This is a genomic window from Catellatospora sp. NPDC049609, from assembly GCF_040675365.1.
In the GTDB taxonomy this organism is placed as follows: Bacteria; Actinomycetota; Actinomycetes; order Mycobacteriales; family Micromonosporaceae; genus Catellatospora.
This window is the reverse complement of record NZ_JBFAOU010000024.1, coordinates 48661-70502: the sequence shown is the minus strand read 5'-3', so window position 1 is coordinate 70502 and position 21842 is coordinate 48661. Positions and strand designations below refer to the sequence as shown.

19 protein-coding genes and 1 pseudogene are annotated in these 21842 nt (G+C 73.0%); 3 read left to right on the top strand and 17 right to left on the bottom strand.

The window, feature by feature from the left end; translation table 11 throughout:
- The first annotated feature begins 306 nt into the window (after nt 1-306).
- Nucleotides 307-1368, top strand: coding sequence for a S1 family peptidase (locus AB0J67_RS10195; protein WP_363479054.1), 1062 nt, complete (start codon nt 307-309; stop codon nt 1366-1368).
- A gap of 65 nt (nt 1369-1433) precedes the next feature.
- Here the strand turns inward: AB0J67_RS10195 and AB0J67_RS10190 are convergent, their stop codons facing one another.
- From AB0J67_RS10190 to AB0J67_RS10125, 14 genes and pseudogenes are all read right to left on the bottom strand, one after another.
- Nucleotides 1434-2408, bottom strand: coding sequence for a transketolase C-terminal domain-containing protein (locus AB0J67_RS10190; protein WP_363479051.1), 975 nt, complete (start codon nt 2406-2408; stop codon nt 1434-1436).
- 86 nt (nt 2409-2494) lie between these two features.
- A pseudogene (locus AB0J67_RS10185) lies at nt 2495-3460 on the bottom strand (thiamine pyrophosphate-dependent dehydrogenase E1 component subunit alpha); the annotation flags it as partial.
- Nucleotides 3461-3530: 70 nt separating this feature from the next.
- Nucleotides 3531-4526: a methyltransferase gene (locus AB0J67_RS10180; protein WP_363479048.1), complete on the bottom strand. Its 996-nt coding sequence runs from the start codon at nt 4524-4526 to the stop codon at nt 3531-3533.
- A gap of 92 nt (nt 4527-4618) precedes the next feature.
- On the bottom strand, nt 4619-5407 hold the full coding sequence (locus AB0J67_RS10175) for a DUF3050 domain-containing protein (RefSeq protein WP_363479045.1): 789 nt from the start codon (nt 5405-5407) through the stop codon (nt 4619-4621).
- 29 nt (nt 5408-5436) lie between these two features.
- Complete coding sequence (locus AB0J67_RS10170) at nt 5437-6348, bottom strand: phytanoyl-CoA dioxygenase family protein (protein ID WP_363479042.1); 912 nt, start codon at nt 6346-6348, stop codon at nt 5437-5439.
- Nucleotides 6349-6405: 57 nt separating this feature from the next.
- A complete protein-coding gene (gene hppD / locus AB0J67_RS10165) occupies nt 6406-7515 on the bottom strand; it encodes a 4-hydroxyphenylpyruvate dioxygenase (protein ID WP_363479039.1) in 1110 nt (369 codons plus the stop codon).
- A gap of 328 nt (nt 7516-7843) precedes the next feature.
- Nucleotides 7844-9109: a beta-ketoacyl-[acyl-carrier-protein] synthase family protein gene (locus AB0J67_RS10160; RefSeq protein WP_363479036.1), complete on the bottom strand. Its 1266-nt coding sequence runs from the start codon at nt 9107-9109 to the stop codon at nt 7844-7846.
- Nucleotides 9106-10725 (bottom strand): class I adenylate-forming enzyme family protein, encoded by a 1620-nt coding sequence (locus tag AB0J67_RS10155; RefSeq protein ID WP_363479033.1) that lies wholly within the window; start codon nt 10723-10725, stop codon nt 9106-9108. Before AB0J67_RS10155 ends, AB0J67_RS10160 begins: the two co-directional genes overlap by 4 nt.
- Nucleotides 10726-10738: 13 nt before the next feature.
- Nucleotides 10739-11308 (bottom strand): beta-ketoacyl synthase chain length factor, encoded by a 570-nt coding sequence (locus tag AB0J67_RS10150; RefSeq protein ID WP_363479030.1) that lies wholly within the window; start codon nt 11306-11308, stop codon nt 10739-10741.
- Nucleotides 11305-12525, bottom strand: coding sequence for a beta-ketoacyl synthase N-terminal-like domain-containing protein (locus AB0J67_RS10145; protein ID WP_363479027.1), 1221 nt, complete (start codon nt 12523-12525; stop codon nt 11305-11307). Before AB0J67_RS10145 ends, AB0J67_RS10150 begins: the two co-directional genes overlap by 4 nt.
- Nucleotides 12518-12721 carry a hypothetical protein gene (locus AB0J67_RS10140; RefSeq protein WP_363479063.1) on the bottom strand — a complete coding sequence of 68 codons (204 nt, stop codon included), beginning with the start codon at nt 12719-12721 and terminating at the stop codon, nt 12518-12520. The genes AB0J67_RS10145 and AB0J67_RS10140 overlap by 8 nt, the downstream gene beginning before the upstream one ends.
- Nucleotides 12722-12762: 41 nt before the next feature.
- A complete protein-coding gene (locus AB0J67_RS10135) occupies nt 12763-13020 on the bottom strand; it encodes an acyl carrier protein (protein ID WP_363479024.1) in 258 nt (85 codons plus the stop codon).
- Nucleotides 13021-13105: 85 nt separating this feature from the next.
- Nucleotides 13106-14518: a fatty acid--CoA ligase family protein gene (locus tag AB0J67_RS10130; protein ID WP_363479021.1), complete on the bottom strand. Its 1413-nt coding sequence runs from the start codon at nt 14516-14518 to the stop codon at nt 13106-13108.
- 176 nt (nt 14519-14694) lie between these two features.
- Entirely contained in the window at nt 14695-16302 is a 1608-nt protein-coding gene (locus AB0J67_RS10125; protein ID WP_363479018.1) for an MFS transporter, read from the bottom strand.
- A gap of 175 nt (nt 16303-16477) precedes the next feature.
- Between AB0J67_RS10125 and AB0J67_RS10120 the strand changes: the two genes are divergently transcribed.
- Both AB0J67_RS10120 and AB0J67_RS10115 read left to right on the top strand, forming a co-directional pair.
- Nucleotides 16478-17773, top strand: a complete 1296-nt coding sequence (locus tag AB0J67_RS10120) for an ATP-grasp domain-containing protein (RefSeq protein WP_363479016.1) — start codon at nt 16478-16480, stop codon at nt 17771-17773.
- Nucleotides 17774-17873: 100 nt separating this feature from the next.
- Nucleotides 17874-18809: an alpha/beta hydrolase gene (locus AB0J67_RS10115; RefSeq protein WP_363479013.1), complete on the top strand. Its 936-nt coding sequence runs from the start codon at nt 17874-17876 to the stop codon at nt 18807-18809.
- Between the two features lie 124 nt (nt 18810-18933).
- On the opposite strand, the gene AB0J67_RS10110 is transcribed toward AB0J67_RS10115, so the two are convergent.
- The 3 genes from AB0J67_RS10110 to AB0J67_RS10100 form a co-directional block, all read right to left on the bottom strand.
- Nucleotides 18934-19647: a hypothetical protein gene (locus tag AB0J67_RS10110; RefSeq protein WP_363479010.1), complete on the bottom strand. Its 714-nt coding sequence runs from the start codon at nt 19645-19647 to the stop codon at nt 18934-18936.
- A 5-nt stretch (nt 19648-19652) separates the two neighbouring features.
- Nucleotides 19653-20255 (bottom strand): helix-turn-helix domain-containing protein, encoded by a 603-nt coding sequence (locus tag AB0J67_RS10105; RefSeq protein WP_363479008.1) that lies wholly within the window; start codon nt 20253-20255, stop codon nt 19653-19655.
- Between the two features lie 246 nt (nt 20256-20501).
- Nucleotides 20502-21827 (bottom strand): PLP-dependent aminotransferase family protein, encoded by a 1326-nt coding sequence (locus AB0J67_RS10100; protein WP_363479005.1) that lies wholly within the window; start codon nt 21825-21827, stop codon nt 20502-20504.
- Between the last annotated feature and the right edge of the window lie 15 nt (nt 21828-21842).

Sequence of the window (21842 nt, the reverse complement as noted above, 5' to 3'; positions counted from 1 at the left end):
CTGCCGGGCCGAGAGCCAGCCCGGGGGGGGCGCGGGGTCCGGCCCAGCCGCCCGGTCCGGCCCAACCGCCCGGCCCGGCCCGCCGGGCTCCTTCGCACGTGCGTCCGGCGACCGCTCTCCCGGCGCGGGACGTGGCCGCTGCCTGCCCGGTTCCCGGGCAGCGCAGAGTTGGCACATGCATTTAGCATTCTAAATATTGAAGATTCTTGCTGTGTTTGGCATCGTGTTCCACGACCGAACGCCCCAACCGGGCAACCCGGTCACCTCCGGCATGTCACCACATGCCACAACCCCGAGGAGGAACCCGTGACCCACACCAGGTCCCCGCTGCGCCGCGTCGCCGTACGCGCCGCCGCGGCCACCCTGCTGGCCGCCGGCCTGATGGTGCCCGCGACAGCCCAGGCCGCCCCGATCGGCGGTGGCGCCCCCGCGCTGGGCCCCGACGCCGCCGCCGCGCTCGCCACCGAGCTCGACTCGCCCGGCGCCTACCTCGACGACAGCGGGAAGATGGTCGTCACCGTCACCGACGGCGCGTCCGCCGCGCGGGTGCGTGCCGCGGGCGGTGTCGCCAAGCTGGTCTCGCGCAGCTCCGCCCAGCTCGCCGCGGCCACCGCCGAGCTCGACCGGCTGGCCCGCATCCCCGGCACCGCCTGGTCCACCGACCCGATCAGCAACCAGGTCGTGGTGACCGCCGACGACACCGTCACCGGCGCGAAGCTGGCCCGGCTCAAGGCCGTCACCGACCGCCTCGGCGACGCCGTGCGGGTGGAGAAGGTCGCGGGCACGCTCAGCCCGACCATCGCGGGCGGCGAGGCGATCTACGGCGGCGGCTCGCGCTGCTCGCTCGGGTTCAACGTGCGCAACTCCGCCGGCCAGCAGTTCTTCCTGACCGCCGGGCACTGCACCAACCTCTCAGCGAGCTGGTACGCCAGCCCCAACAACCAGAACTACCTCGGCCCGCGCGTCGGGTCCAGCTTCCCGGGCAACGACTACGGCATCGTGCGCTACGACAGCTCGATCGCGCGGCCGGGCTCGGTCTACCTCTACAACGGCAGCTACCAGGACATCACCAGCGCCGCCACGCCGGCGATCAACCAGACCGTGTACCGCAGCGGCAGCACCACCGGCCTGCGCAGCGGCCGGGTCCTCGGCCTCAACGCGACGGTCAACTACGCCCAGGGCAGCGTCTCCGGCCTGATCCGCACCAACGTGTGCGCCCAGGGCGGCGACAGCGGCGGCTCGCTGTTCGCCGGCACCGTCGCCTACGGCCTGACCTCCGGCGGCAGCGGCAACTGCACCACCGGCGGCCAGACCTACTTCCAGCCCGTCGTCGAGCCGCTCTCTGTCTACGGCGTGAGCGTCTACTGAGCCCTCCTCCGCAGGACGGCAGCCGCCGGGGGTCCCGCCCGGCGGCTGCCGTCTTCCCGGGAAGGTCAGCGGCTGGCTTTGAAGACCTCCTGCACCGCGGTGAGCAGCTGATCCGCTTGGGGCTGCACGGCGAGGTCGAGCTCGCGGGCGAACGGCAGCACCGCCCCGTCCGGCCGGGTGACCCGCTTGGGCGGCACGGTCAGCCGCATCTCCTCGGCCGCGACGGCCAGGATCTCCCCGGCGATGCCGCACATGCGGTTGGAGTCGTCGACCACGACCAGCCGCCCGGTCCGGTTCACCGACTCCGCGAGCCCGGCCCAGTCGAACGGGTACAGCGTGCGCGGGTCGAACACCTCCACCGAGATCTGGTCGGCCAGCTGCTCGGCCACGTCCAGCGCGGCCTGCACCAGATGCCCGACGGCGACCACGGTGACGTCCGTGCCCGCCCGGTGCACCCGGCCCACGCCCAGCGGCACCGGGCCGAGGGCGGCCAGGTCCACGTCGGCGCGTACGCCCAGCGACCCGGCCGGAGCGAACAGCACCACCGGGTCGTCGTCGCGGATCGCGGTCAGGAACAGCCCGTACGCGTCCTCGGGCGTGGCCGGCACCAGCGTCTTCACCCCGACGTGCGCGAACAGGCCGTACGGGTGGTCGGAGTGCTGCCCGGCCCAGCCGCTGCGCGAGCCGGAGCCCGGCACGAAGTAGGTCACCGGCACCCTCGCCTGCCCGCCGGTCATCAGCGAGAACTTGTGCGCCTGGTTGGCGATCTGCTCGAAGACCAGGAACAGCAGCGACGGGATCTGGAACTCGATGACCGGCCGCAGCCCGGCCAGCGCGGCCCCGGTGGCGAAGCTGGTGAACGCCTGCTCGGACAGTGGCGTGTCGACGACGCGCTGCGGGCCGTACCTGGCCAGCAGGCCGGTGGTGACGTTGTTGACGGCCACCCCGATGTCCTCGCCGAGCACGCACACCGTGTCGTCGCGCGCCATCTCGTCGGCCAGCGCCCGCTGCAGGGCCTTCAGGTAGGACAGCCGTGCCATCACCGCACCTCCGCTGGAACGTGTGCCGCCGCCTGGTGCAGCGGGTCCGCTGCCGGCTCGACCAGTCCGATCCCGTTGCGTGTCCGCAGGCCCGTGGCGTAGAGGTGGTCGAGCGCGCCGGCCGGATCGGGGGGCGGGCTGGCCAGCGCGAACGCGACCGCCTCGGCGAGCACCGCCTCGACCTGCGCGTCGACCGCCGCGCGGACGCCTTCGGCCAGGTGCGCCGCCTGCACATCGAGCGGGTCGCGGGAGCGGCCCGCGGCGACCTCGTCGTCGGCGCGGTAGCGCACCCGGGCCTTGTGCTCCCAGGTGTGGTGCGCGTCGAAGCGGTACGCCGTGCACTCCAGGAAGCTGGGGCCGCCGCCCGCCCGGCCCCGCTCGACGGCCTCGGTCGCGGCCGCCAGCACCGCGCGGGCGTCGGTGCCGTCCACGGTGACCGCCGGGATGCCGAACGCCGCCGCCCGCGCCGTGATCGACCCGGCCACGGCCTGCGCCACGGTGAGCGTGGTGGCGTACCCGTTGTTCTCGCAGACGAACAGCACCGGCAGCCGCCACAGCGCGGCCAGGTTGAACGTCTCCAGCAGCACACCCTGGTTGACCGCGCCGTCGCCGAAGAAGCTCACCGTCACCCGGTCCGACCCGGCGTTGCGGTGCGCCCAGGCCGCGCCGGTCGCGATGGCCCCACCCGCGCCGACGATGCCGTTCGCGCCGTAGATGCCCCGGCCGAAGTCGGCCGCGTGCATCGAGCCGCCCCGGCCCTGGTTGAGCCCGGTGGCGCGGCCGGTCAGCTCGGCCAGCATGCGCACCGGGTCGGCACCCTTGGCCAGCACGTGCCCGTGCCCGCGGTGGGTGCTGGTGATGACGTCGTCGTCGCGCAGGGCCGCGCACACGCCCGCCGCGATCGCCTCCTGCCCGATGTACGGGTGGATCCCGCCCACGATCTCACCCGCGCCGACCAGCTCGATCGCCCGCTCCTCGAACCTGCGGACCAACCGCATCGTCCGGTAGAGCTCCTCGTCCCCGCTCCGGTGCACCGTGGTTCGCTCGCTCATGCCCCCTCCTCGCTGTGCCCGTCGGCGGCAAGAGCCGACCCGTGCTCCGTGCTTCGCCCGTCGCGCTCGTTCACGCCGCCCGCGCCTCCAGCGCGCCGGCGCGGGCCTCGACGACCTCGAACCCGGCCTTGACCAGCAGCTCGCGGTACTCGCTGCCGGTGCGGTCGTGCCCCTCCTGGGTGACGAGCATGAGCAGGTCCACCAGCCCGGCCGCGGAGCGGCCCGGTGCCGGCTCGCCGCGCTCGGGCAGGAAGTCCTCCAGCACGATGACGCGGCCGTGCGGGGGCAGCACGGCGTGCACCCGGCGCAGCACCGCCACCGCGTTGTCGTCGTTCCAGTTGTGCAGCACCCGCGCCAGCACGTATGCGTCACCCCCGGCGGGTACGCCGTCGAAGAAGCTGCCCGCCACGCATTCCGCGCGCTCGGCCAGGCCCGCCTCGGCCAGCCGGGCGCGCGCGGCGTCCGCCGCGTCGGGCAGCTCCATCAACACGCCGCGTAGCTGCGGAAACCGCGTCAGCACGTCGATGAGCAGGCTGCCGTTGCCGCCGCCGACGTCCACCACGGTGCCCGCCCAGCCCAGGTCGCACCCGGTCAGCGCGGCCGGCGGGCGCTGGTCGCCCATGGACTCGTTGAACACCGCCGCGGCCTCGGGGTTGTCGCCGAGGTAGTCGTAGAACGGCCTGCCGTACACCGCCTCGAAGGCGGGCCGGCCGGTGCGCAGCGTGTGCACGATCTCGGCGAACGAGCGGAACACCTCGTCGCCCTGCATCAGCGCGTTGAGCCGCACCGAGCCGGGCACGTCGGCGCGCAGCAGCTCGGTGGTGGAGGTGAGCCCGTACGTGTCCGGTGCGGGCTCGGTGAACAGGCCCAGCAGCGCCAGCGCCCGCAGCAGCCGGCCGAGCGCCCGCGCGTCGGCGCCGCAGGCGTGGGCGAGCTGCCCGACGTGCACCGGGCCGTCCGCCATCAGATCCGGCACGCCGAGCTTGACCAGCGCGTACACGCCCTGGGCGACCCAGGTGCCGGAGAGGATGCCCAGCAGCTTGCGGCGGGCCGGTGATTCGTTCATGTCGCGCTCCGTGCCGGGTTGTCGGTGTGCCGCAGCCGCGGCTCACGTGCGGCGGTCGCCACAAGTGAGCCGCGGCTGAAAAAAAAGAGAGGTCAGCACGCCTTGATCGCGTCGTGGATGCCGGTCCACAGCTGCCGGCGGGCGGCCAGCGCGGCGTTGACGGTCTGCGCCGCCTCCGCCCACCGGGCGTCGGAGTCGCCGCACAGGTCGGTGACCATCTGCATGGCCATCGGGGTGTGCTCCTCGCCGTCGACCTCGATGTGCCGGGCCAGGTAGTCCACGAACGTGTCGAGCTTGCCGCCGTCCTGGTTCACCTTGATGACCTGCTGGAACATGTCCGGGATCAGGTCCTCGCGGCCGAACGCGAACGAGGCGGCCTGGCAGTGCACCGGCAGCGTGTCGATGAAGCGGAACGTGGTCCGCACGAACTCCGCCGACACCGGGTTGACCTTCGCCTCGACCAGCGCCGAGTCCACCGTGCTGCCGGTGCGCAGCAGGTCGATGAAGGCGTTGATGACGGTGGTGTCCGCGCCGGCCTGGTCCATGCCCTGCACGTACAGCTCGAAGTGGCTGATGAAGCCGCCCTGCAGCTCGTCGCTCTCCTCGACCAGCACGATGTCGTTGATCAGGCGGCGGCTGCCGGTGAAGCCGCTCGGGATCCACGGCACGGTGACGCTGGTCAGGCTGCGCTGCAGCGACTTCAGCAGGGACATGAAGTCCCATACCGCGAAGACGTGGTGCTCCATGAAGGTCACGATGGCCTGGTGACTGTCGAGCGCGGCGTAGATCGGGTGCGTGACGACGGCGGTGCGGGCGTCGGCGACGGCCTCCTCGAGCCGGGTGATGCCCGGGTGCGTCTGGCCCCAGTCGTAGCGCGACATGTGTTCCTCCCTGTAGATGCGGTGATCGCTCAGCGGTTGGCCGAGGTCCAGAGGACGGGGCAGTAGTCCGGGTCGGCGTAGTCCGGACGGCCGTCGGGGGTCTTGCGGACGAGCTCGTCGTGGTTGTAGCCGACGACGGTGCCGTCGCTGAGCGCGTACTCCCGGTAGGCGTTGTCGCCGTCCTGCAGGTGCAGGGAGATCGCGCGGCGCGGGCGGTCGCTGCGGTTGCCCGCGCTGCCGTGGTACGTGCGGCAGTGGTGGAAGCTCAGGTGACCCTTGGGGATGATCATCGGCACCTTGACCACCTCGACGCCGTTGAACTGCGCGTTGCGCGACAGCAGGACCTCCAGGTCCTCCTTGTCCCGCTCGGCGAAGTGCTTGGCGGTGGAGTCGTTGTTGCCGATCTCCTTCCAGCGGTGGCTGCCGTCGACCATGGTGATGGTGCCCATCTCCTCGCCGCAGTCGTGGAAGGGGATGAACGCGGTCAGCATCCGCTCGGAGGTCGACGAGGCCCAGTAGTGCCGGTCGAAGTGCCACGGCACCACGTTGGTCGGCTCGTCCGGGCGCGGCGGCTTGAAGATCAGCGTGGACTGGAAGATCCGGATCTCGTCGGCCTGCGCGAGCCGTGCCGCGACCGCGCCGAGCAGCGGCTTGCGCAGCAGCTTGGCCAGGCCGTCATGCTCGTAGTGCACGTAGTCGTTGTGCCGCTGCACGTCGCCGTGCGCGGGCTCCCAGTACGCCAGCCGGCGCGGGCGCAGCGGCAGTGTACGGCTGCGCTCCCCGGCGTAGAAGCGCTCGCTCGCGTCGACCAGCTCGTCGACCTCGGCGTCGGAGAACAGCTTCTTCGTCAGGTACCAGCCGTGCTCGGCGTAGAACGCGACGTCCTCGTCGGACGGGAGCAGCTCGCGCTCCTCGTCGGTGAGATTGAACTGCTCAGCCATCGCATCGCTCCTTGCGGGGGTGGTGGAGGGGTTGTGGTGCACGGGGGTCGCCCGGTCTCACGCGGTGGCCAGGTCGGCGGGCCGCGGGGCGGGCTCGGCGTCGGCGGGGCCGGCCAGCTCGCGCTCCTTGGCCTCGTACAGCGCCTTGATGTTGCTGCTGCCGAAGGTCAGCGCGCCGTGCCGCTCGATCAGCTCCAGGAACAGCGTCCGGCGCACGTGCATGGACTGCGTGAAGATCTGGTAGAGCTGGCCGTAGTGGTCGGTGTCGACCAGCACCCCGAGGCTGCGCAGCTCGGCGATGGGCAGGTCGACGCTGCCCAGCCGCTGCTCCAGCGCGTCGAAGTAGGTCTGCGGCGTGCTCAGGAAGCCCACGCCCCGCTCCGCGAAGGTGCGTACGGCGGTGACGATGTCGTCGGTGCGGAACGCCACGTGCTGCACCCCGGCGCCCGCGTGCCAGGACAGGAAGTCGTCGATCTGGCCCGGCTTGCGCGCCAGGTCCGGCTCGATCAGGGTGAACGTCACCTGACGCGAGGTGCTCTGCACCACCTTGGAGTCCATGCCCTGGCCGCCGACCTCGATGTACTCCTCGAAGATCTCCGCGAAGCCGAACACGTCCTGGTAGTAGCGCGACGTGGCGCCCAGCTCCCCGGCCGGCACGCAGATCGCGAGGTGGTCGATGACCTGCAGCAGGTCGCCCTCGAACGACTGCTCCGGCAGGGTCATCTCGAACGTTGCGGGCAGGAACTCCCAGGCCGCGCCGTGCCGTTCCACCAGCCGGTGCGTCACGTCGCCGAAGCCGGAGACGCTCGCCGTGACGACCCGCCCGGCGGCGTTCTCGTGCGTCGCCGGCCCGGCCAGCGCCGTCGCGCCGCGCGCCACCACCGACTCGTAGAGCCCGGCCGCGTCGTCGGTGGCGAAGGCGATGATCGCCACGCCGTCGCCGTGGCGGCCGACGTACTGCGTCGCCGGATGGTCCGGGACCAGGCCGGAGGTCAGCACGATGCGGATGTCGCCGTGCTGCAGCAGCAGCGAGCGCTGCCCGGCCAGGCCCGTCTGCGGGCCGCCCTGTCCGCAGATCCGGAAGCCGAACGCGGTGCACAGATAGTAGGCCGTCTGCCGGGCGTCACCGACGTAGAACTCCAGGTGGTCGATGCCGAGAATGTTCATTCCTACCTACCCCTTGGCGGTCGATGTCCTGTTGCGCACTGATTGCCCAGGACTCGCTCCCCGCCAGGTGGGGCGTGGAACGGGTCCACGGATCGCGGTTCGCCCCGGTGTGCGCGTTTTCGCGCACGCCGAATGAACTCCCCATGATCCGATTGGCCGTCGTGCCCCTGTGACGTCCCTCGTCACGGCCGTTGCGCCGGAGCTGACCGCTCCGGCGAAGGCCGTCATCTGTCACGCTAGCGGGTTCCGCTGATGTCTCTCAATACCTAACCAGGCAAATATTTAACTGAAACAGTATGTTGTCTCGCGCAAACTTTTCGGCGAATGCTCACTCGGCAAAACGGCTGAGTCTGGTGGTGGGTCGACCCAGGACAAGGCTCACATTGTGTCCGCCGAATCCGAAGGAATTGGACAGCGCGAAAGCGATCGGATCAAGCCGAGCCTTGCCGCGAATATGGTCCAGATCGCACGCCGGATCGGGGTCGTCGAGGTTGACCGTCGGTGGCAGCGTGCCGCGGCCGAGCGCCAGCACCGTCGCCGCCGCCTCGATCACCCCGGAGGCGCCGAGCATGTGCCCGGTCACGCCCTTGTTCGAGCTGACCGGCGGCATGGCCCCGCCGAACACCGTGCCGATCGCGGCAGACTCGGCCACGTCGCCCATCTTCGTGCTGGTGGCGTGCGCGTTCAGGTAGCCGATGTCGGCCGGGGTGAGCCCCGCGTCGGCCAGCGCCCGCCGCATGGCCTCGGCCTGCGCGTCGCCGTCCGGCCGCGGGGTGGTCGGGTGGTGGGCGTCCGTGGTCGCTCCCCAGCCGTGCAGCGTCGCGTACGCCGGGCGGCCCCGCGCGTCGGCGTCGGCGGCCCGCTCCAGCACCAGCACGCCCGCGCCCTCGGCCAGCACCAGCCCGTTGCGCCGGGCGTCGAACGGCCGGCTCGCCGAGGCCGGGTCCTTGGCCCAGCCCCGGGCCAGCGCCCGGGTGTTGTGGAAGGTGTCGGCCAGGGTGGGGAACAGCGGCGCCTCCCCGCAGCCCACCAGCACCACGTCGGCCTCGTTGTTGCGCAGGATGCGCATGCCCTCGGCGATCGACTGCGCGCCCGCGGCGCAGGCCGTGCCGATGGAGGAGCTGTAGCCGCGCAGGTCGTACTTGATCGCGATGCGGGCGGTGGCCATGTTCGGCAGCATCCCCGGCAGCAGGTACGGGCTCACCCCGAACCGGCCCTGCTGGGTACGGGTGATGACCTGGGACTCCAGGGTGGCCAGCCCGCCGGTGCCGGACACCACGGTCGCCGCCCGGTACGGGTCCACGTCCCGCCCGATGACCAGGTCCGCGTCGGCGACCGCGCGCTCCGCGGCGACCAGCGCGTGCACGATGTACCGGTCGAGGGTGCGCGACTCCGGGCCGGGCAGCACGCTGGCCGCGTCGATGTCCGGGCCCTTGCCCATCACCTCCAGCGACCCCTGCGCGGGATGCCCCTCGGGGGTGGCGACGATCCCGGAGCGCCCGGTGCACAGCGCGTCGAAGATCTGGTCCAGGTCCTGCCCGACCGGGGTGACCAGGCCGATGCCCGTGACGACGATGTCGGGGCGGCCGGTCATCGCGTCGCGCCCGTCAGCGCCCGCTCGCGCAGCACCAGCTTGCGCACCTTGCCGGTGGCGCCGGTCGGGATGTCCTCGTCGTGCACCGCGTTGATCGCGCGCAGCGTCGGCGCGGCGTGCTCGCCGAGGGCCGCCAGTACGGCCGCGCGCCGGTCGGTCCCGGCGTCGGCGCCCGGCCGCAGCAGGAGCAGCACGTCGGTGACGACCAGGCCGCTCTCACGGACCGCGACCACGGTGCAGTCGAGCACGTCCGGGCAGGTGGCGAGGATCTTCTCCTCGGTGAGCGAGGTGTGCAGCCACTGCCCGCCGTCCAGCACGACCGAGTCCACGGCCCGGTCCACGTGGTAGTAGTAGCCCTCCTCGTCGTGGTACACGAGGTCGCCGGTCAGGTAGTAGCCGCGCTGGCGGGTGCGGAACGTGGTCACCGAGTCGTTCCAGTAGCCCAGCGTCACCGTCGGCGACTTCAGGCCCAGGTGGCCGACCACGCCGGGCGCCACCGGCTCGCCCTCGTCGTCGAGCACGGCGACGTCGGCGAACACGTGCGGCCGGCCGATGCAGCGGTCGTAGCGGTCGGTGTCCAGCCGGTGGGTGATGTGGAAGGCGGAGTGGCCCATCTCGGTGGAGCCGATGCCGTCGATGAACATCGAGCCCTTGACCCGGGTCACGCCCTCGCGGGTCACCGTGTTGCGGCTGCCCACCGCGACCAGCGGGCGGATGTGCGCCTCGTGCGCGCAGTCGCCGGTGTTGAACCAGATGGCGACCGAGTCCAGGTCGCGCTTGCTCAGGTCGTGGCGGGCCATGTCGGCCCAGGTCACCGCGAAGCCGAACACGCCGGTCGGCTTGAACCGCTCGATCGCGTCGAGCACGTAGTCGCCCCGCTGCGAGGACAGGAATACCAGGTCGGCACGGTTGCACAGGGCCTGGTTGATGGACAGGATGCCGGCCGTGTGCGCGGCGGGCAGCGCGCACACCACGCGCTCGGTGCCCTGCGCCCGCGGGCCGGACAGGCGGATCTTGCGGGTGGCCGCGAACAGCGTGGTGTGCGAGTGCACGATCGCCTTCGGCAGGCCGGTGGTGCCCGAGGAGTGGGTGATCGAGATCGGGTCGTCCGGGTGGTGCCGGTACGCCGCGGGCGCCTGGGCCGGGTCGCCGGTGCCCATCTCCGCGACGTCGCCGAGCAGGCGCGAGCCGAAGTCGCGACCCTCCAGCAGCGCCGCGTGCCCGGCGTCGGTCAGCACGCCCACCGCGCGCAGCCGCCGGATGTACTCCGCCGCGATCTCGCCGCTGAGGTTGCCGTTGAGCAGCGCCGGGATCGCGCCGATCCGGTTGAGCGCGAGGAAGCTCAGCACCACGTCGGCCGAGGTGGTGGTGTAGACGGCGACCGGGTCGCGCCAGCCGACGCCGCGCTGGTGCAGCCACGCCGCCCGCGCGGCGACGCGCTCGTCGAGCTGCCCCAGCGTCATCGGCTCCCAGGCCGGGTGGCCGTCCACGTCGACGTCGAAGGTCAGCCCCGGTCCGGCCGGGTCGGCGCCGTGCGCCAGCAGCCGGGTGACGACGTTCCCGGCGCCGAGGTCGGCGTCGGCGGCGAGGATCGCCCGCAGGTTGGTGCTGGACATCGCTGCACTCCCTCTACTCGGTTCGTTCGGTGCTTCGTACGAGCACGGCCAGCGCGCGGTCGCGCCCGCCGTCGTCGGCGGCCTGCTCGGCCACGATGACCAGGGCCTCGTCGGCGTCCCCGTCACGGATCAGCAGCGAGGCCAGCGCGAGGCCCTCGGCCAGCGACTCGCCGACCGGATCGGCGCCGCCCTCGGGGCTCAGCGAGACGACCGGCCCGCCCAGCTCCCACCGCGCCGCCACGTAGCCGGCCACCGCGTTGGGGACGGCCTGGAAGAACAGCAGCGGGCCCAGCCGCCGCCCGGCGTCGACCGCCCGCGCCACCTCCGCCGCCGTCACCGCGTCGCCCGAGCAGGAGGAGATGATCACCGCGGTACGCCCACCGCGCGCGGGGTCGGCGGGCGGCTGCCCGTACACCCTGGTCAGGCAGCGCCTGGCGACCTCGGCGACGAGCGGGCTGAACGACGACAGCACGAACCCGGACAGCTGCGGCGGCTCGGCGTCGGCGGTGGACTCCGGCCAGCTCGCGCGGGCCAGCTCGGTGAGCCCGGGGTGGACCGCCGCGGTCAGCGTCTGCTCGCTCATACGCCGACCACCAGGGCGGTGTTGGCGCCGCCGAAGGCGGCGTTGAGGCTCAGCGCGTACGCCGGACGCGCCTGCGGCGGCTCGCCGGTGATCAGGCGCAGCGGGCACTCGGGGTCGGGCTCCAGGAAGCCCGCGTTGACCGGCAGCCGGCCCGCGCGCAGCGTCAGCACCGTCGTCACCAGCTCCAGCAGCGGCGACGCCTCCAGCGCCTGCCCGTGCAGCGACTTGGTCGAGCTGACCGGCACCGTCCGGGCATGTGGTCCCAGTGCGCGCAGCAGCGCGGCGGCCTCCGCGGCGTCGCTCTGCGCGGAGCCGGAGCCGTGCGCGTTGACGTAGCCGATCTCCTCCGGGGCGAACCCGGCCCGGTCCAGCGCCGCCCCGATCGCGCGGGCCAGCCCGGCGCCGTCGGGCCGCGGCTGCACCACGTGGTGCCCGTCGCCCGCCCGGCCCCAGCCGTGCACCGCGGCCAGCACCTGCGCACCGCGCACCCGTGCGGCCTCGTCCGACTCGACCACGACCGCCGCCACGCCGTCACCGAGCAGCAGCCCCTGGCGCCCGGCGCTGAACGGCCGCACCGCGCCGTCGGCGGCCAGCGCCCGACCGGCGTCGAACAGCGCGAACTGGTCCGGATCGACCAGATACCCGGCCGCCACCACCAGCCGCTCGGCGTCGCCCGCCGCGACCATCGCGGCCGCGTCGGCGACCGCCGTGCTCGCCGCGACACAGGCGCTGGTGTAGGTGCGCGGACCCGTGGCCAGCCCGGCCTTGGCGGCGACCGTCGCCGCGAACGCGCCCGTGCCGTGACCGGCGCGCCGCTCGACGTCGTCCGGGGCCTGCCGCATCGCGGGCACCCGGGCCGTGCCGTCGGCAGTGCGCTCCGTCGTGCGCAGGCGGTCGGGGTCGCCGTGCACCGCAAGCAGCAGGCGGGTCGACTCCCGGTCGGTGGCGGACAGCCCCGCCTGCGCGCAGGCGTCGGCCACCACCGACAGCAGCTCGTCCAGCAGCGACGGGGCGCCGGGCAGCAGTGCGCCGACCCGGACCCGGCGGCCGCTCACGTCGAAGCGGGTGACCGGCGCGAACGCCGGCCGTCCCGCCAGGACGCCGTCGAGCAGGGCCTGGTTGCCCCGGCCGTACGCGCTGACCGCCGACAACCCGGTGAGCACGACCTGACGCCGGTCGTGCCGCCGGGATGCCGCGGCCGGGCGCGGTTCAGTCACCGGCCCGCTCCGCCAGCGCCTCGGTCAGCACGACGACCGCGCCGTCCACCGAGGTCATCCGCATCAGCAGGTCGTCGTCCAGGTCGAGCACCACGCCGTAGCGCTGCTCGACCTGGTGGATCAGCCAGGCGAGCTCGAGCGAGTCGATCTGCTCGCGCACCTGCTCCGGCGCGCGCTCGCCGTACGTGGCCAGCATGGCCACGACATCGTCCCGGCCGGGCGCGGACCGCGTGGTCACTATGCGCTCGCCAGCTCGGCGCGCTGTGCCACGGCCTCGGCGAACTCGCCGACGGTCATCGCCGCCATCTGCTCGGACTCCTCGTCGGTGAAGGTCACGCCGTAGGCGTCCTCGACCCGCACCGCGAGCTCGGCGACGGCCAGCGACTCCAGGTCCACCCCGGCCGAGCCGAGCGGGGTGTCGGCGTCGACGTCGTCGATCGGGTAGTTCATCGCGGCGATGGCGTTGATGACGAACTGGCGCACCTCGGCACTCATATCGACTTCCTTCCATGGTTGACGGCCCGGCCGGCCCTGAACGGCCGGCGGGAGGTCTGTCGGGAGCGGTGAGCGCTCCGGGCGGTCATGGCGCCGGCTTCGGCTCCGCGGTGCGCAGCACCGCCCGGTCGCGGACCAGCTTGCCCGTGGCGGTGCGGGGCAGCTGCTCGACGATGTGCAGCACCCGCGGCCGCTTGTACGGCGCCAGCCGCACGGCCAGCTCACCCTCCAGGGCGGCGGCCGCGCCGGGATCGGGCACCACGGCGAAGGCCTCGATGCCGCCGTCGTAGACGACCACCGCGCCCTCCACGCCGGGCAGCGCGGCCAGCGTGTGCTCGACCTCGGTGAGGTCGACCTTGAGCCCGCCCACCGAGACCTGCGAGTCGAGCCGGCCCAGCACGGTCATCAGCCCGGTGGCCGGGTCGACCGTGCCCGCGTCCTTGGTGTGCAGCCAGCCGTCCACCCAGCGGGTCGGATCGGACAGCCCGATGTACGGGCTCGCGGGCGTCGCCACGAGCAGCTCGCCGTCCTGCTCGCGCACGGTGATGCCCGGCGCGGGCAGGAGCGAGGGCCGGTGCTCGCCGAACAGGTCGGTCGCGATGACGCCGACCTCGGTCATGCCGTACATGTTGCCCAGCACGACGTCGTAGCGGTCGGTGAAGCGCTGCGCCACCTCGGCGCGCACCAGCTCGCCGCCGGTCGTCATGCGCTTGAGCTGCGGGAGCTTCGGCGGGTTGGCGTTCGACGCGAGCAGCTCGGTGTGGAACGGCACGCCCAGCAGCGTGGTCGGCGCGTCGCCGGCTTCGACCGCGCGCAGGATCGCGTCGACGGTGAGCCGCTCCGGCAGCACCAGCTCGGTGCCCGCGTGCAGGCAGTAGAGCAGGCCGCCGACCAGGCCTAGCACGTGCACCACCGAGGCCAGCAGCACCACCCGCTCGCCGGGCAGCGGCACCCCGTCGATGCGGGTGTACCGGTCGACCTCGGCCACCAGCTGCTCGGCGGTGCGCGCGATGACCTTCGACGGGCCGGTGGAGCCGGAGCTGAGCTGCACCACGGCGTGCCCGGTCTCGGCGGGACGGCCGTCGCGGGCCTCGGGCACGTCGGTGACGTCGTAGAAGGCACGCAGCCCGCCCGGCAGGGCACCGGTGAAGCCGACCAGCACCTGCGGTCGCAGCCGCTCCAGGGCGCGCTCGGTCTCGTACGCGGTCAGCCGGTGGTCCAGCAGCGCGACCTGCGCACCGATCCGCCACGCGGCCAGCAGGTTCGCCGCGTACGCCAGGGACGGGGGCAGCCGGAGCGCGACCGAACCGCCCCGGGCCAGGCCCAGCGAGCGCAGGGCGGCCTCCCGGTCGGCGACCGCCGCCCGCAGCGCGGCCCGGTCCACGGGTGAGCCGAAGTGGAGGCAGACGTCGCGGTCGGCGCCGCGCAGCAGGTGCTCGTCCACCCAGTCGGGGGTGGCTGCCAGGGGCGCGCCGGTTGCCCATCCTGTGTTGCTCATGATTGCTCCGCCAGGTGCTCGCGCAGAAGTTGCTCGCGCAGAAGGGTTCTGACAACCTGAGCCGTGCGCCCCCGACGGCCTCGGTGAAACCGGAGACTAGCAAGCCGATCGAAGTACTTGCAATGTTCGCTTTAAGTCTGTCGATACGTGAATGGACTGGGCAATATTCGGGCACTTCATGGCAGATGCGGGGCCCGCATTCCGGCACTTATGTCGCTCATGACGTATTCCATCCGGCCCAGTTCCGCGCGTAGCCGGGCCGCCTGCGAGCGGGTCGTGTCGTGCTCCCGATCCACCAGCTCGCGCACCGCCGCTTGCACCGCGGGCACCTCGATCCGCGACAGCGCGTGCAGCGCCGCCTTCGGCGCCACGGGCCGCCGCCGGGCCAGCGTGCGGGCGCCCCGCCGGGCGTGCACGGTCCAGGCGCCGTCGGCGTAGCGCAGCGTCACCCGCGGGCCGAGCGCCGCCGCGGCCAGCCCGTACCCCTTGGGCAGCGCGACGGACGGATCGGCGGCGGGCGCGCGGGCCCCGGCGTCGTTGAGCTCGCGCCACACGCGGTGGCGCACCACCGGCGTCAGCGTGACGGCGAAGTACAGCAGCGAGGACAGCAGCACCCCGTTGACGAAGCCGAGCTGCTCCACGACCACGCCGGCCAGCACGCCGCCGAGGGGGATGCCGGCCATGGCGATGGCCATGATGATCCCGCCCGCGCGGGCCAGCATCGGGCCGGGCACGCGCTGGTAGATGACCGCGCCGATGGTCGGGTTCACCGAGCACATGACCATGCCGCTGAGGAACGTCACGATCACGATGACGGTGAGGTCGTCGCTGATCGCGAAGATCAGGAACCGGGGCGCGCCGCCCACGAAGTAGCCGAAGACCAGCGCGCTGTAGCGCGGTAGGTACGGCGCGAGAGTCGCGAACACGACACTGCCCGCGATCATCCCGAGGGCGTACGCCGCACCCACCGTGCCCAGCGCGACCGGTGAGTGCAGCACGGTCAGCACCCACATCGGAATGAACACCACGGCGCTGGCCTGGTTGAACAGGTTCGTGAAGAACAGCATCCCGGTCACCGCCCGCAGCAGCGGCTCGTTGCGGAAGTAGGTGAACCCGCCGCGCAGCGCGGTCAGGTACGGCTCGTGCGGGGTGGCGGCCGCGGCTTCGGATCCCGCCCCGGCCTCCGCCCGCCGCGCCGGGTCGGGCACGAAGAAGACCACCAGCGCCGCGCCGACCAGGAAGCTGAGCGCGTCGACCCAGATCGCGCCGATCGCGCCGAACGCCGCGATGGCCACCCCGCCGACCGACGCGCCGATCAGGCCGGACGTACGCAGCACGCCCTCGCGCGCGGCCGAGACCCGGGTGAAGTCGGTGCCCGCCGCGTCCATCAGCGGCTTGAGCAGGTTGTTCTTCGACCGGTCCGCCTGCGCGCGGAGCACGCCGGCCAGCATCGACAGCGCGATCAGCACCCCGAAGCCGAACCGGCCGGTCAGCGCGATCGCCGCCATCACCACCGCGCTCGCCCCGTCCGACAGGATCGAGGTGGTACGCGAGCCGATCCGGTCCTGCAGCGGCGCGGCCAGCACCCCGCTCAGCACGTACGCCAGCGTCTCCGCGCCCGCCACGATGCCGACCTTGACCGGGCTGCCCGTGGTGACCAGCACCAGCCACGGGATGGCCAGGAAGGACATCCGGCCGCCGATGACGGAGATCGCCTCCGCGGCGACCAGGCCGGGGATGGCGGCCCGGCGGCGCCAGGGCGACTTCGGCGTCGCGACGGACAAGGCGGCTCCTCTGCACACGGGGCGCGTTCTTTGTACCAGCAGCGACCCGTGCCATTGAAGCATCCACCGGTTTCACCTCGTCGCGCTATGGACACCCACCGTCGCCGTCGATACGGTGACCTTCGATCCGCGGGCGGTCGGCCGCGGTCCGTCCGGTGGAGGAGGCGGTCGGTCGATGCGGTTGCTCATGGTCGGCGCGGATCTGCCCGCACTGGCGGCGGCCGCACCCGACGTGGACGTCACCGTGCTGCTCGGCGCGACCACCCACGACGGCGGCATGCCGCTGCCCGCCGGGGTGCGCACGATCTTCGTCGACGACCACAAGAGCATCGACGCCGCGCTGAACGGGCTGCTGCGGGCCGGCCTCGGCGCCGGCTCCTTCGACGCGGTGTACGCCTACGACGACCCCGCGCTGATGACCGCCGCCGTGCTCGCCCGCATGCTCGGCGCGCGCGGCCACGCGCCGCAGACCGTGGCCCTCTTCCGCGACAAGTACCTGCAGAAGCGGCGCATCCGCGAGGCGGGGCTACCGGTCACCGCGTGCTCGCTCATCGAGGACATCCGCGAGCTGCCCGCGGGCTACCGGCTGCCGTACGACCGGGCCGTGGTCAAACCGGTCGCGGGCATGGCCACCCAGTCCACCTTCGTGGTGCGCGGCGACGCCGAGCTGGCCCGGGTCAGCGCGCAGTGCCGCGCGAACGGCGCCACCGCGCGCAACTTCGTGGTCGAGGAGTTCGTCGAGGGCGAGGAGTGGTTCGCCGACGGCTACCTCTCCGAGGGCGAGCTGCGCTTCCTCAGCCTCGGCCGGTACGCCCAGCCCTGCCTGAGCGCCGTGCTGGAACGCGCGCCGGTGCAGACGTACAGCCTCGACCCGGTCGCCGACAAGGCCGCCTACGACCTGGCGTCGCCGCTGGTCGGCGCGGCGCTGCGGGCGCTGGGCCTGACCGACGGCGTGTTCCACATGGAGCTGTTCCAGCTCGCCGACGGGACCCTGATGTTCAGCGAGTGCGCGGCCCGGCGCGCGGGCGGCCCGATCCGCGACCAGATCCGCTGGAAGTTCGGCGTCGACCTGGCCGCCGACGGCGTGCGCGCGCTGCTGGAGCCGGTCGGCGAGCCGGTGACCCGGGCCCGCGACGGCGTGGTCGCCTCCACGTTCCTGCCGCTGCGGCCCGGCGTCGTGCTGGACTACCCGTCCGCGACCGAGGTGCTCGCGCAGCCCGACGTGGTGCACGCGCGGATCTTCGTGCCGAAGGGCATGCGCATTCAGGGCGGCGCGGCGAACACCTTCGCCCGGATGGGCGAGGTCACCGTGCACACGCCCGACCCGGACACGGCACGGCGGCGGCTCACCGAGCTCGCCGACTGGTTCACGGCGCACATCGAGGTGCTGCCGCTGGCGCCGACGCTGCGCGAGCTGTACACCGACCCGCGCAACGCAGGCTTCGTCCACGCCGCCGCCGCGGACGGCTGACCGGCGCCGCACCCCGTGGCCGCGGGCACCGTCGCCCGCGCGGCCCGACCACCGTCCCGACCGTCGCCGGGACGCGCACCGAACGATCAGGAGAGTGCCGATGCCGCTCCACCCGCAGGTCCAGGCGATGCGTGCGCGGCGCGAGGCCAGCCGCACCCCGCAGCTCTACACGCTGTCGGTGGACGAGGCCCGCGCCGCCGACCTGGCGTCCATCCAGGCCTCCGGCGGCGACCCGGAGCACGTCGCCGAGGTGACCGACCGCGAGATCCCCGGCCCCGGCGGCCCGCTGCCCATCCGGGTCTACCGGCCGGTCACCGACGCGGAGCTGCCGGTGCTGGTGTACTTCTTCGGCGGCGGCTGGACCCTCGGCACCATCGACACGTCCGACGCGGTCTGCCGCAGCCTCGCCAACGCCGCCGGCTGCCTGGTCGTGTCGGCCGGCTACCGGCTCGCGCCGGAGCACAAGTTCCCCGCCGCCGTGCACGACTGCCACGCGGCCGTGCGCTGGGTCGCCGAGAACGCCAAGGAGCTGGGCGCGGACGCGGGCCGGATCGCGGTCGGCGGGGACAGCGCGGGCGGCAACCTCGCCGCCGCCGTGACGCTGCTGGCCCGCGCGGACGGCGACCTGCCGCTGGCCGGGCAGCTGCTGGTGTACCCGAACACCGACTACCGGTCCCACACCGCGTCCCTGCGCGAGGGGACGGACCCGTACCTGTTCAACGCCACCTCGGTCGCCTGGTACTGGGACAACTACCTGGCCACGCCCGAGGACGGGCTCGACCCGCTGGCCTCGCCGCTGCGCGCGGACAGCCTCGCCGGGCTGCCCCCGGCACTGGTCGTCACCGCCGAGTACGACCCGCTGCGCGACCAGGCCGAGGAGTACGCGCGCCGGCTCGGGCGCGAGGGCGTGCCGGTGACGCTGACCCGCTACGACGGGATGATCCACGGCTTCTTCTGCATGGGCGGCGAACTGGAGGCGGGCCGCCGCGCCCTCGCCCAGGCCGCCCGGCAACTGCGCACCTGGTTCACCAGCTGACCGCGCCGCCTGCGCCCCGCACGGGCGACCCGTCTTTGCATAGACGTTGGCCTATCTGGATGAACTTGATCACAAAAAAGTCATCCAGATAGGCCAACGTCTATTGCAAAACGGGGCTGGCTGGTCAGGCGTACACGGCGGTGAGCCAGTTTTCGAGGGACTTCTGCTCGGCGGCGGCGTCGGCGTCCGCGTCGAAGTGGTGCACGGCCACGCCGACCGGGGCGCCGAACGCGTTGCGGCCGAAGAAGCGGTACATCGCGGTGCCGGTGCGCAGCCCGACGAAGTTCGGGTGCAGGTAGTCCACGACCGCCTCGCTCTCGCCGAGCGGCAGCGCGACCCGGACGGTGTCGTCCTGCTTCGTGGCCTCGGTCAGGCCGAGCGCGCCGCGCAGGACGGCGAAGCCGTCGGGCGCGTTCGACGCCGCGGGCGCGTCGGTCGACAGGTAGACGACCGGGCGGCGGCTGAAGTGCGCCAGGTACTGCCCGAGGGTGTGCAGGTAGAAGTCGGTGTGCTGGCCGGCGCCGTCGTACTGGTTGTCCCAGTCGTCGGTGAAGACGCCGCTGTGCACGTACCGGAACCAGGTCCTGCCGCCCTCGCGGCCCTCGACGGTGTGCTCGACCTGGTTGAACCAGCCGTCCTCGCCGTCCATTCGGGAGCAGAGGCGGTGCGGCGGATCCCAGGCGGTGATGGTGCCGCCGAAGGCGGCCGCCCCGCCGACGCGCGGCTCGAACTCCATCGGCCACAGCCAGCCGCCGTTGCCGGTGGTGACGGCGTCCCAGTACTCCTCCGGGGTGGTCCGCAGCTCGCCCTCGCGCACGATCTCGAACTTCCTGCCCATGGTCCTTACTCCTTGTCGTCGTGGTGGGGGAGGAGAAGGCTGGGGTGCAGGCCGACCACCAGCCGGTGCCGGCGCCCCGCGGTCGCCTTCTCATCGTGATAACGGCTGACCAGGGCGGTCAGCGTCTCGGTCAGCTCGGCGGCGAACCGCGCCCGGTCGGCCGCCGAGGCGAAGCGGATCTCGCTGTCGACGGCGTACGTCGCCAGCGGCCGTCCCGCCGCCCGTGCCCCGCCGATCAGCTCGCCGACCTCGTGCACCAGGCGGGAGGCCAGGGCGAGCAGCCAGCGGGCGGAGAACTGGTCGGGCGAGCGGTCCGGGTCGGGCGCGACCGCGCTGAGCGCGGCGGGCGAGATGACGTAGGACGCCGCGGTGGCCCGCAGCACCCGCTCGGTGCAGTTGCCCTTGCGCCGCTCCTCGACCAGCTCGATGAGGCCGTGACTCTCCAGCGCGCGCAGGTGGTGGTTGACCCGCTGCCGGGTGAGCCCGGCCCGCGCGGCCAGGGTGGCGGCGGACGCGGGCTCGGCCAGCGCGGCCAGCAACCGGGCCCGGACGGGGTCGAGCGACACCTCGGCCGCGGCCGGGTCGTCGATCACGGCGACTTCGAACATGCCCCCACCCTCCCACCGACAACAAAAGTTGTCAAGGAGGGATACCCGGTCGGTGTTTGCTGCAGTTTCCCCGAAACTGCGGCCATCAGGCCAGGTGAGGGTGCGGTTTCCCCGAAACTGCGGGGTCGGTGGAGGGCCTGGCCGCCCGATGCGCCCGGCTGTGGGTACGGGGTGACGCCGGCGGGTGCCGGAGGTGGGGGCGTTTCGGGGGCCAGGATGCCGGTCGGGCGGCGCGGGTGGGGCGGGTCAGACGATCGACTCGCGGAGGAGGGTGGCGAGGCGGCGTACGCCCTCCTCCAGGGTGTCGGGGTCGAGGCCGCTGCAGGACAGGCGCAGCGAGCGGGTGCCGCCGCCGGTGTAGAAGAAGCTCATCGGCGTCCACAGCACGCCGTGGCGGGAGGCGGAGACCTCCAGCAGCTTCTCGTCGGCCGCGATCGGCACGTCCACGACCGCGAAGAAGCCGCCCGCGGGCACGTTCCAGCTGATCCCGGCCTCGTCGCGCCACGGTGCGGGCAGGTGCCGGTCGAGGGCGTCGAGCAGCCGCAGCAGGTTCCTGCGGTAGAAGGCGATCTTGTCCACATTGGCCGCCTTGAGGCTGCACCCGGACTCGACCAGCACGCCGCCGACCACCGCCTGCGCGATCGGCGAGGTGTTCACCGTGACCATGCTCTTGATCGCGGACAGCTCCTCGGCCAGCAGGGTGCGCCGGCCCGTGGCGTCCACCACGGTCTGGTCGGCGACCAGGAAGCCGATGCGCGCGCCGGGGAAGACGGACTTCGCGAAGGAACCCAGGTAGATCACGCGCCGGTGCCGGTCCAGGGACTTCAGCCGGGGCCGCGGCCGGTCGTCCAGCCCGAACAGGCCGTACGGGTCGTCCTCCAGGATCAGCAGGTCCTGGGCGTGCGCCACGTCCAGCAACGCGTGCCGCGCGGGCACGTCCAGGCAGCGGCCGGACGGGTTGGCGAAGTCCGGCACCAGGTACAGGGCGCGCGGTCGGCGGCCCTGGGCGCGCACCGCGCGGGCGACCTCGGCCACCCGCGCCGGATCGAGGCCGTCCGGGCCCTCCGGCACCGGCACGACGTCGATGTCCAGCACCCGGGCCGCGCCGGTGATGCCGACGTAGCAGGGCTCCGCGGCCAGCAGCACGTCGTCCGGCCCGGCGCACAGCCCGCGTAGCGCGATGATCATCGCCTCCTGGCAGCCCGCCGTCACCGAGATCGCCTCGGCGGGCACCTCGATGCCCTCGTCGACGGCGAGCATGCGGGCGATCAGCCCGTGGATCTGGCCGTTGGTGCGGCCGTACTGCATCAGCGCGCGGCGCACCTGCTCCGGCGTGTACCCCTGCTCGGCCAGGTGTCCGAGGTAGACGTCGAGGTAGCGGGCGACGTCGGCGGTGTCGTAGAAGCCCTCGTACGGCCGCCCGGCGGCCAGCGAGATCGCGTCCGGGTAGCGCCCGGCGATCTCGTTGAGGAAGTTCATCGACGCGGCCACCGGGTCGCTCACCGAGGCGTGCATCGCCTCCTTGACCAGCTCCACGGTGCCGCCGTCCGCTCGCTGCGCGCGTTCCACCATCGCCGTTGCCTCCGC

Bases quoted from the DNA above. Each gene is read 5' to 3' on its own strand.
- AB0J67_RS10150 (WP_363479030.1), bottom strand. From the start codon at position 11,308: ATGAGCGAGCAGACGCTGACCGCGGCGGTCCACCCCGGGCTCACCGAG.
- AB0J67_RS10180 (WP_363479048.1), bottom strand. From the start codon at position 4,526: ATGAACGAATCACCGGCCCGCCGCAAGCTGCTGGGCATCCTCTCCGGC.
- AB0J67_RS10120 (WP_363479016.1), top strand. From the start codon at position 16,478: ATGCGGTTGCTCATGGTCGGCGCGGATCTGCCCGCACTGGCGGCGGCC.
- hppD (WP_363479039.1), bottom strand. From the start codon at position 7,515: ATGAACATTCTCGGCATCGACCACCTGGAGTTCTACGTCGGTGACGCC.
- AB0J67_RS10100 (WP_363479005.1), bottom strand. From the start codon at position 21,827: ATGGTGGAACGCGCGCAGCGAGCGGACGGCGGCACCGTGGAGCTGGTC.
- AB0J67_RS10130 (WP_363479021.1), bottom strand. From the start codon at position 14,518: ATGAGCAACACAGGATGGGCAACCGGCGCGCCCCTGGCAGCCACCCCC.
- AB0J67_RS10135 (WP_363479024.1), bottom strand. From the start codon at position 13,020: ATGAGTGCCGAGGTGCGCCAGTTCGTCATCAACGCCATCGCCGCGATG.
- AB0J67_RS10190 (WP_363479051.1), bottom strand. From the start codon at position 2,408: ATGGCACGGCTGTCCTACCTGAAGGCCCTGCAGCGGGCGCTGGCCGAC.
- AB0J67_RS10105 (WP_363479008.1), bottom strand. From the start codon at position 20,255: ATGTTCGAAGTCGCCGTGATCGACGACCCGGCCGCGGCCGAGGTGTCG.
- AB0J67_RS10140 (WP_363479063.1), bottom strand. From the start codon at position 12,721: ATGCTGGCCACGTACGGCGAGCGCGCGCCGGAGCAGGTGCGCGAGCAG.
- AB0J67_RS10170 (WP_363479042.1), bottom strand. From the start codon at position 6,348: ATGGCTGAGCAGTTCAATCTCACCGACGAGGAGCGCGAGCTGCTCCCG.
- AB0J67_RS10160 (WP_363479036.1), bottom strand. From the start codon at position 9,109: ATGACCGGCCGCCCCGACATCGTCGTCACGGGCATCGGCCTGGTCACC.
- AB0J67_RS10110 (WP_363479010.1), bottom strand. From the start codon at position 19,647: ATGGGCAGGAAGTTCGAGATCGTGCGCGAGGGCGAGCTGCGGACCACC.
- AB0J67_RS10115 (WP_363479013.1), top strand. From the start codon at position 17,874: ATGCCGCTCCACCCGCAGGTCCAGGCGATGCGTGCGCGGCGCGAGGCC.
- AB0J67_RS10175 (WP_363479045.1), bottom strand. From the start codon at position 5,407: ATGTCGCGCTACGACTGGGGCCAGACGCACCCGGGCATCACCCGGCTC.
- AB0J67_RS10155 (WP_363479033.1), bottom strand. From the start codon at position 10,725: ATGTCCAGCACCAACCTGCGGGCGATCCTCGCCGCCGACGCCGACCTC.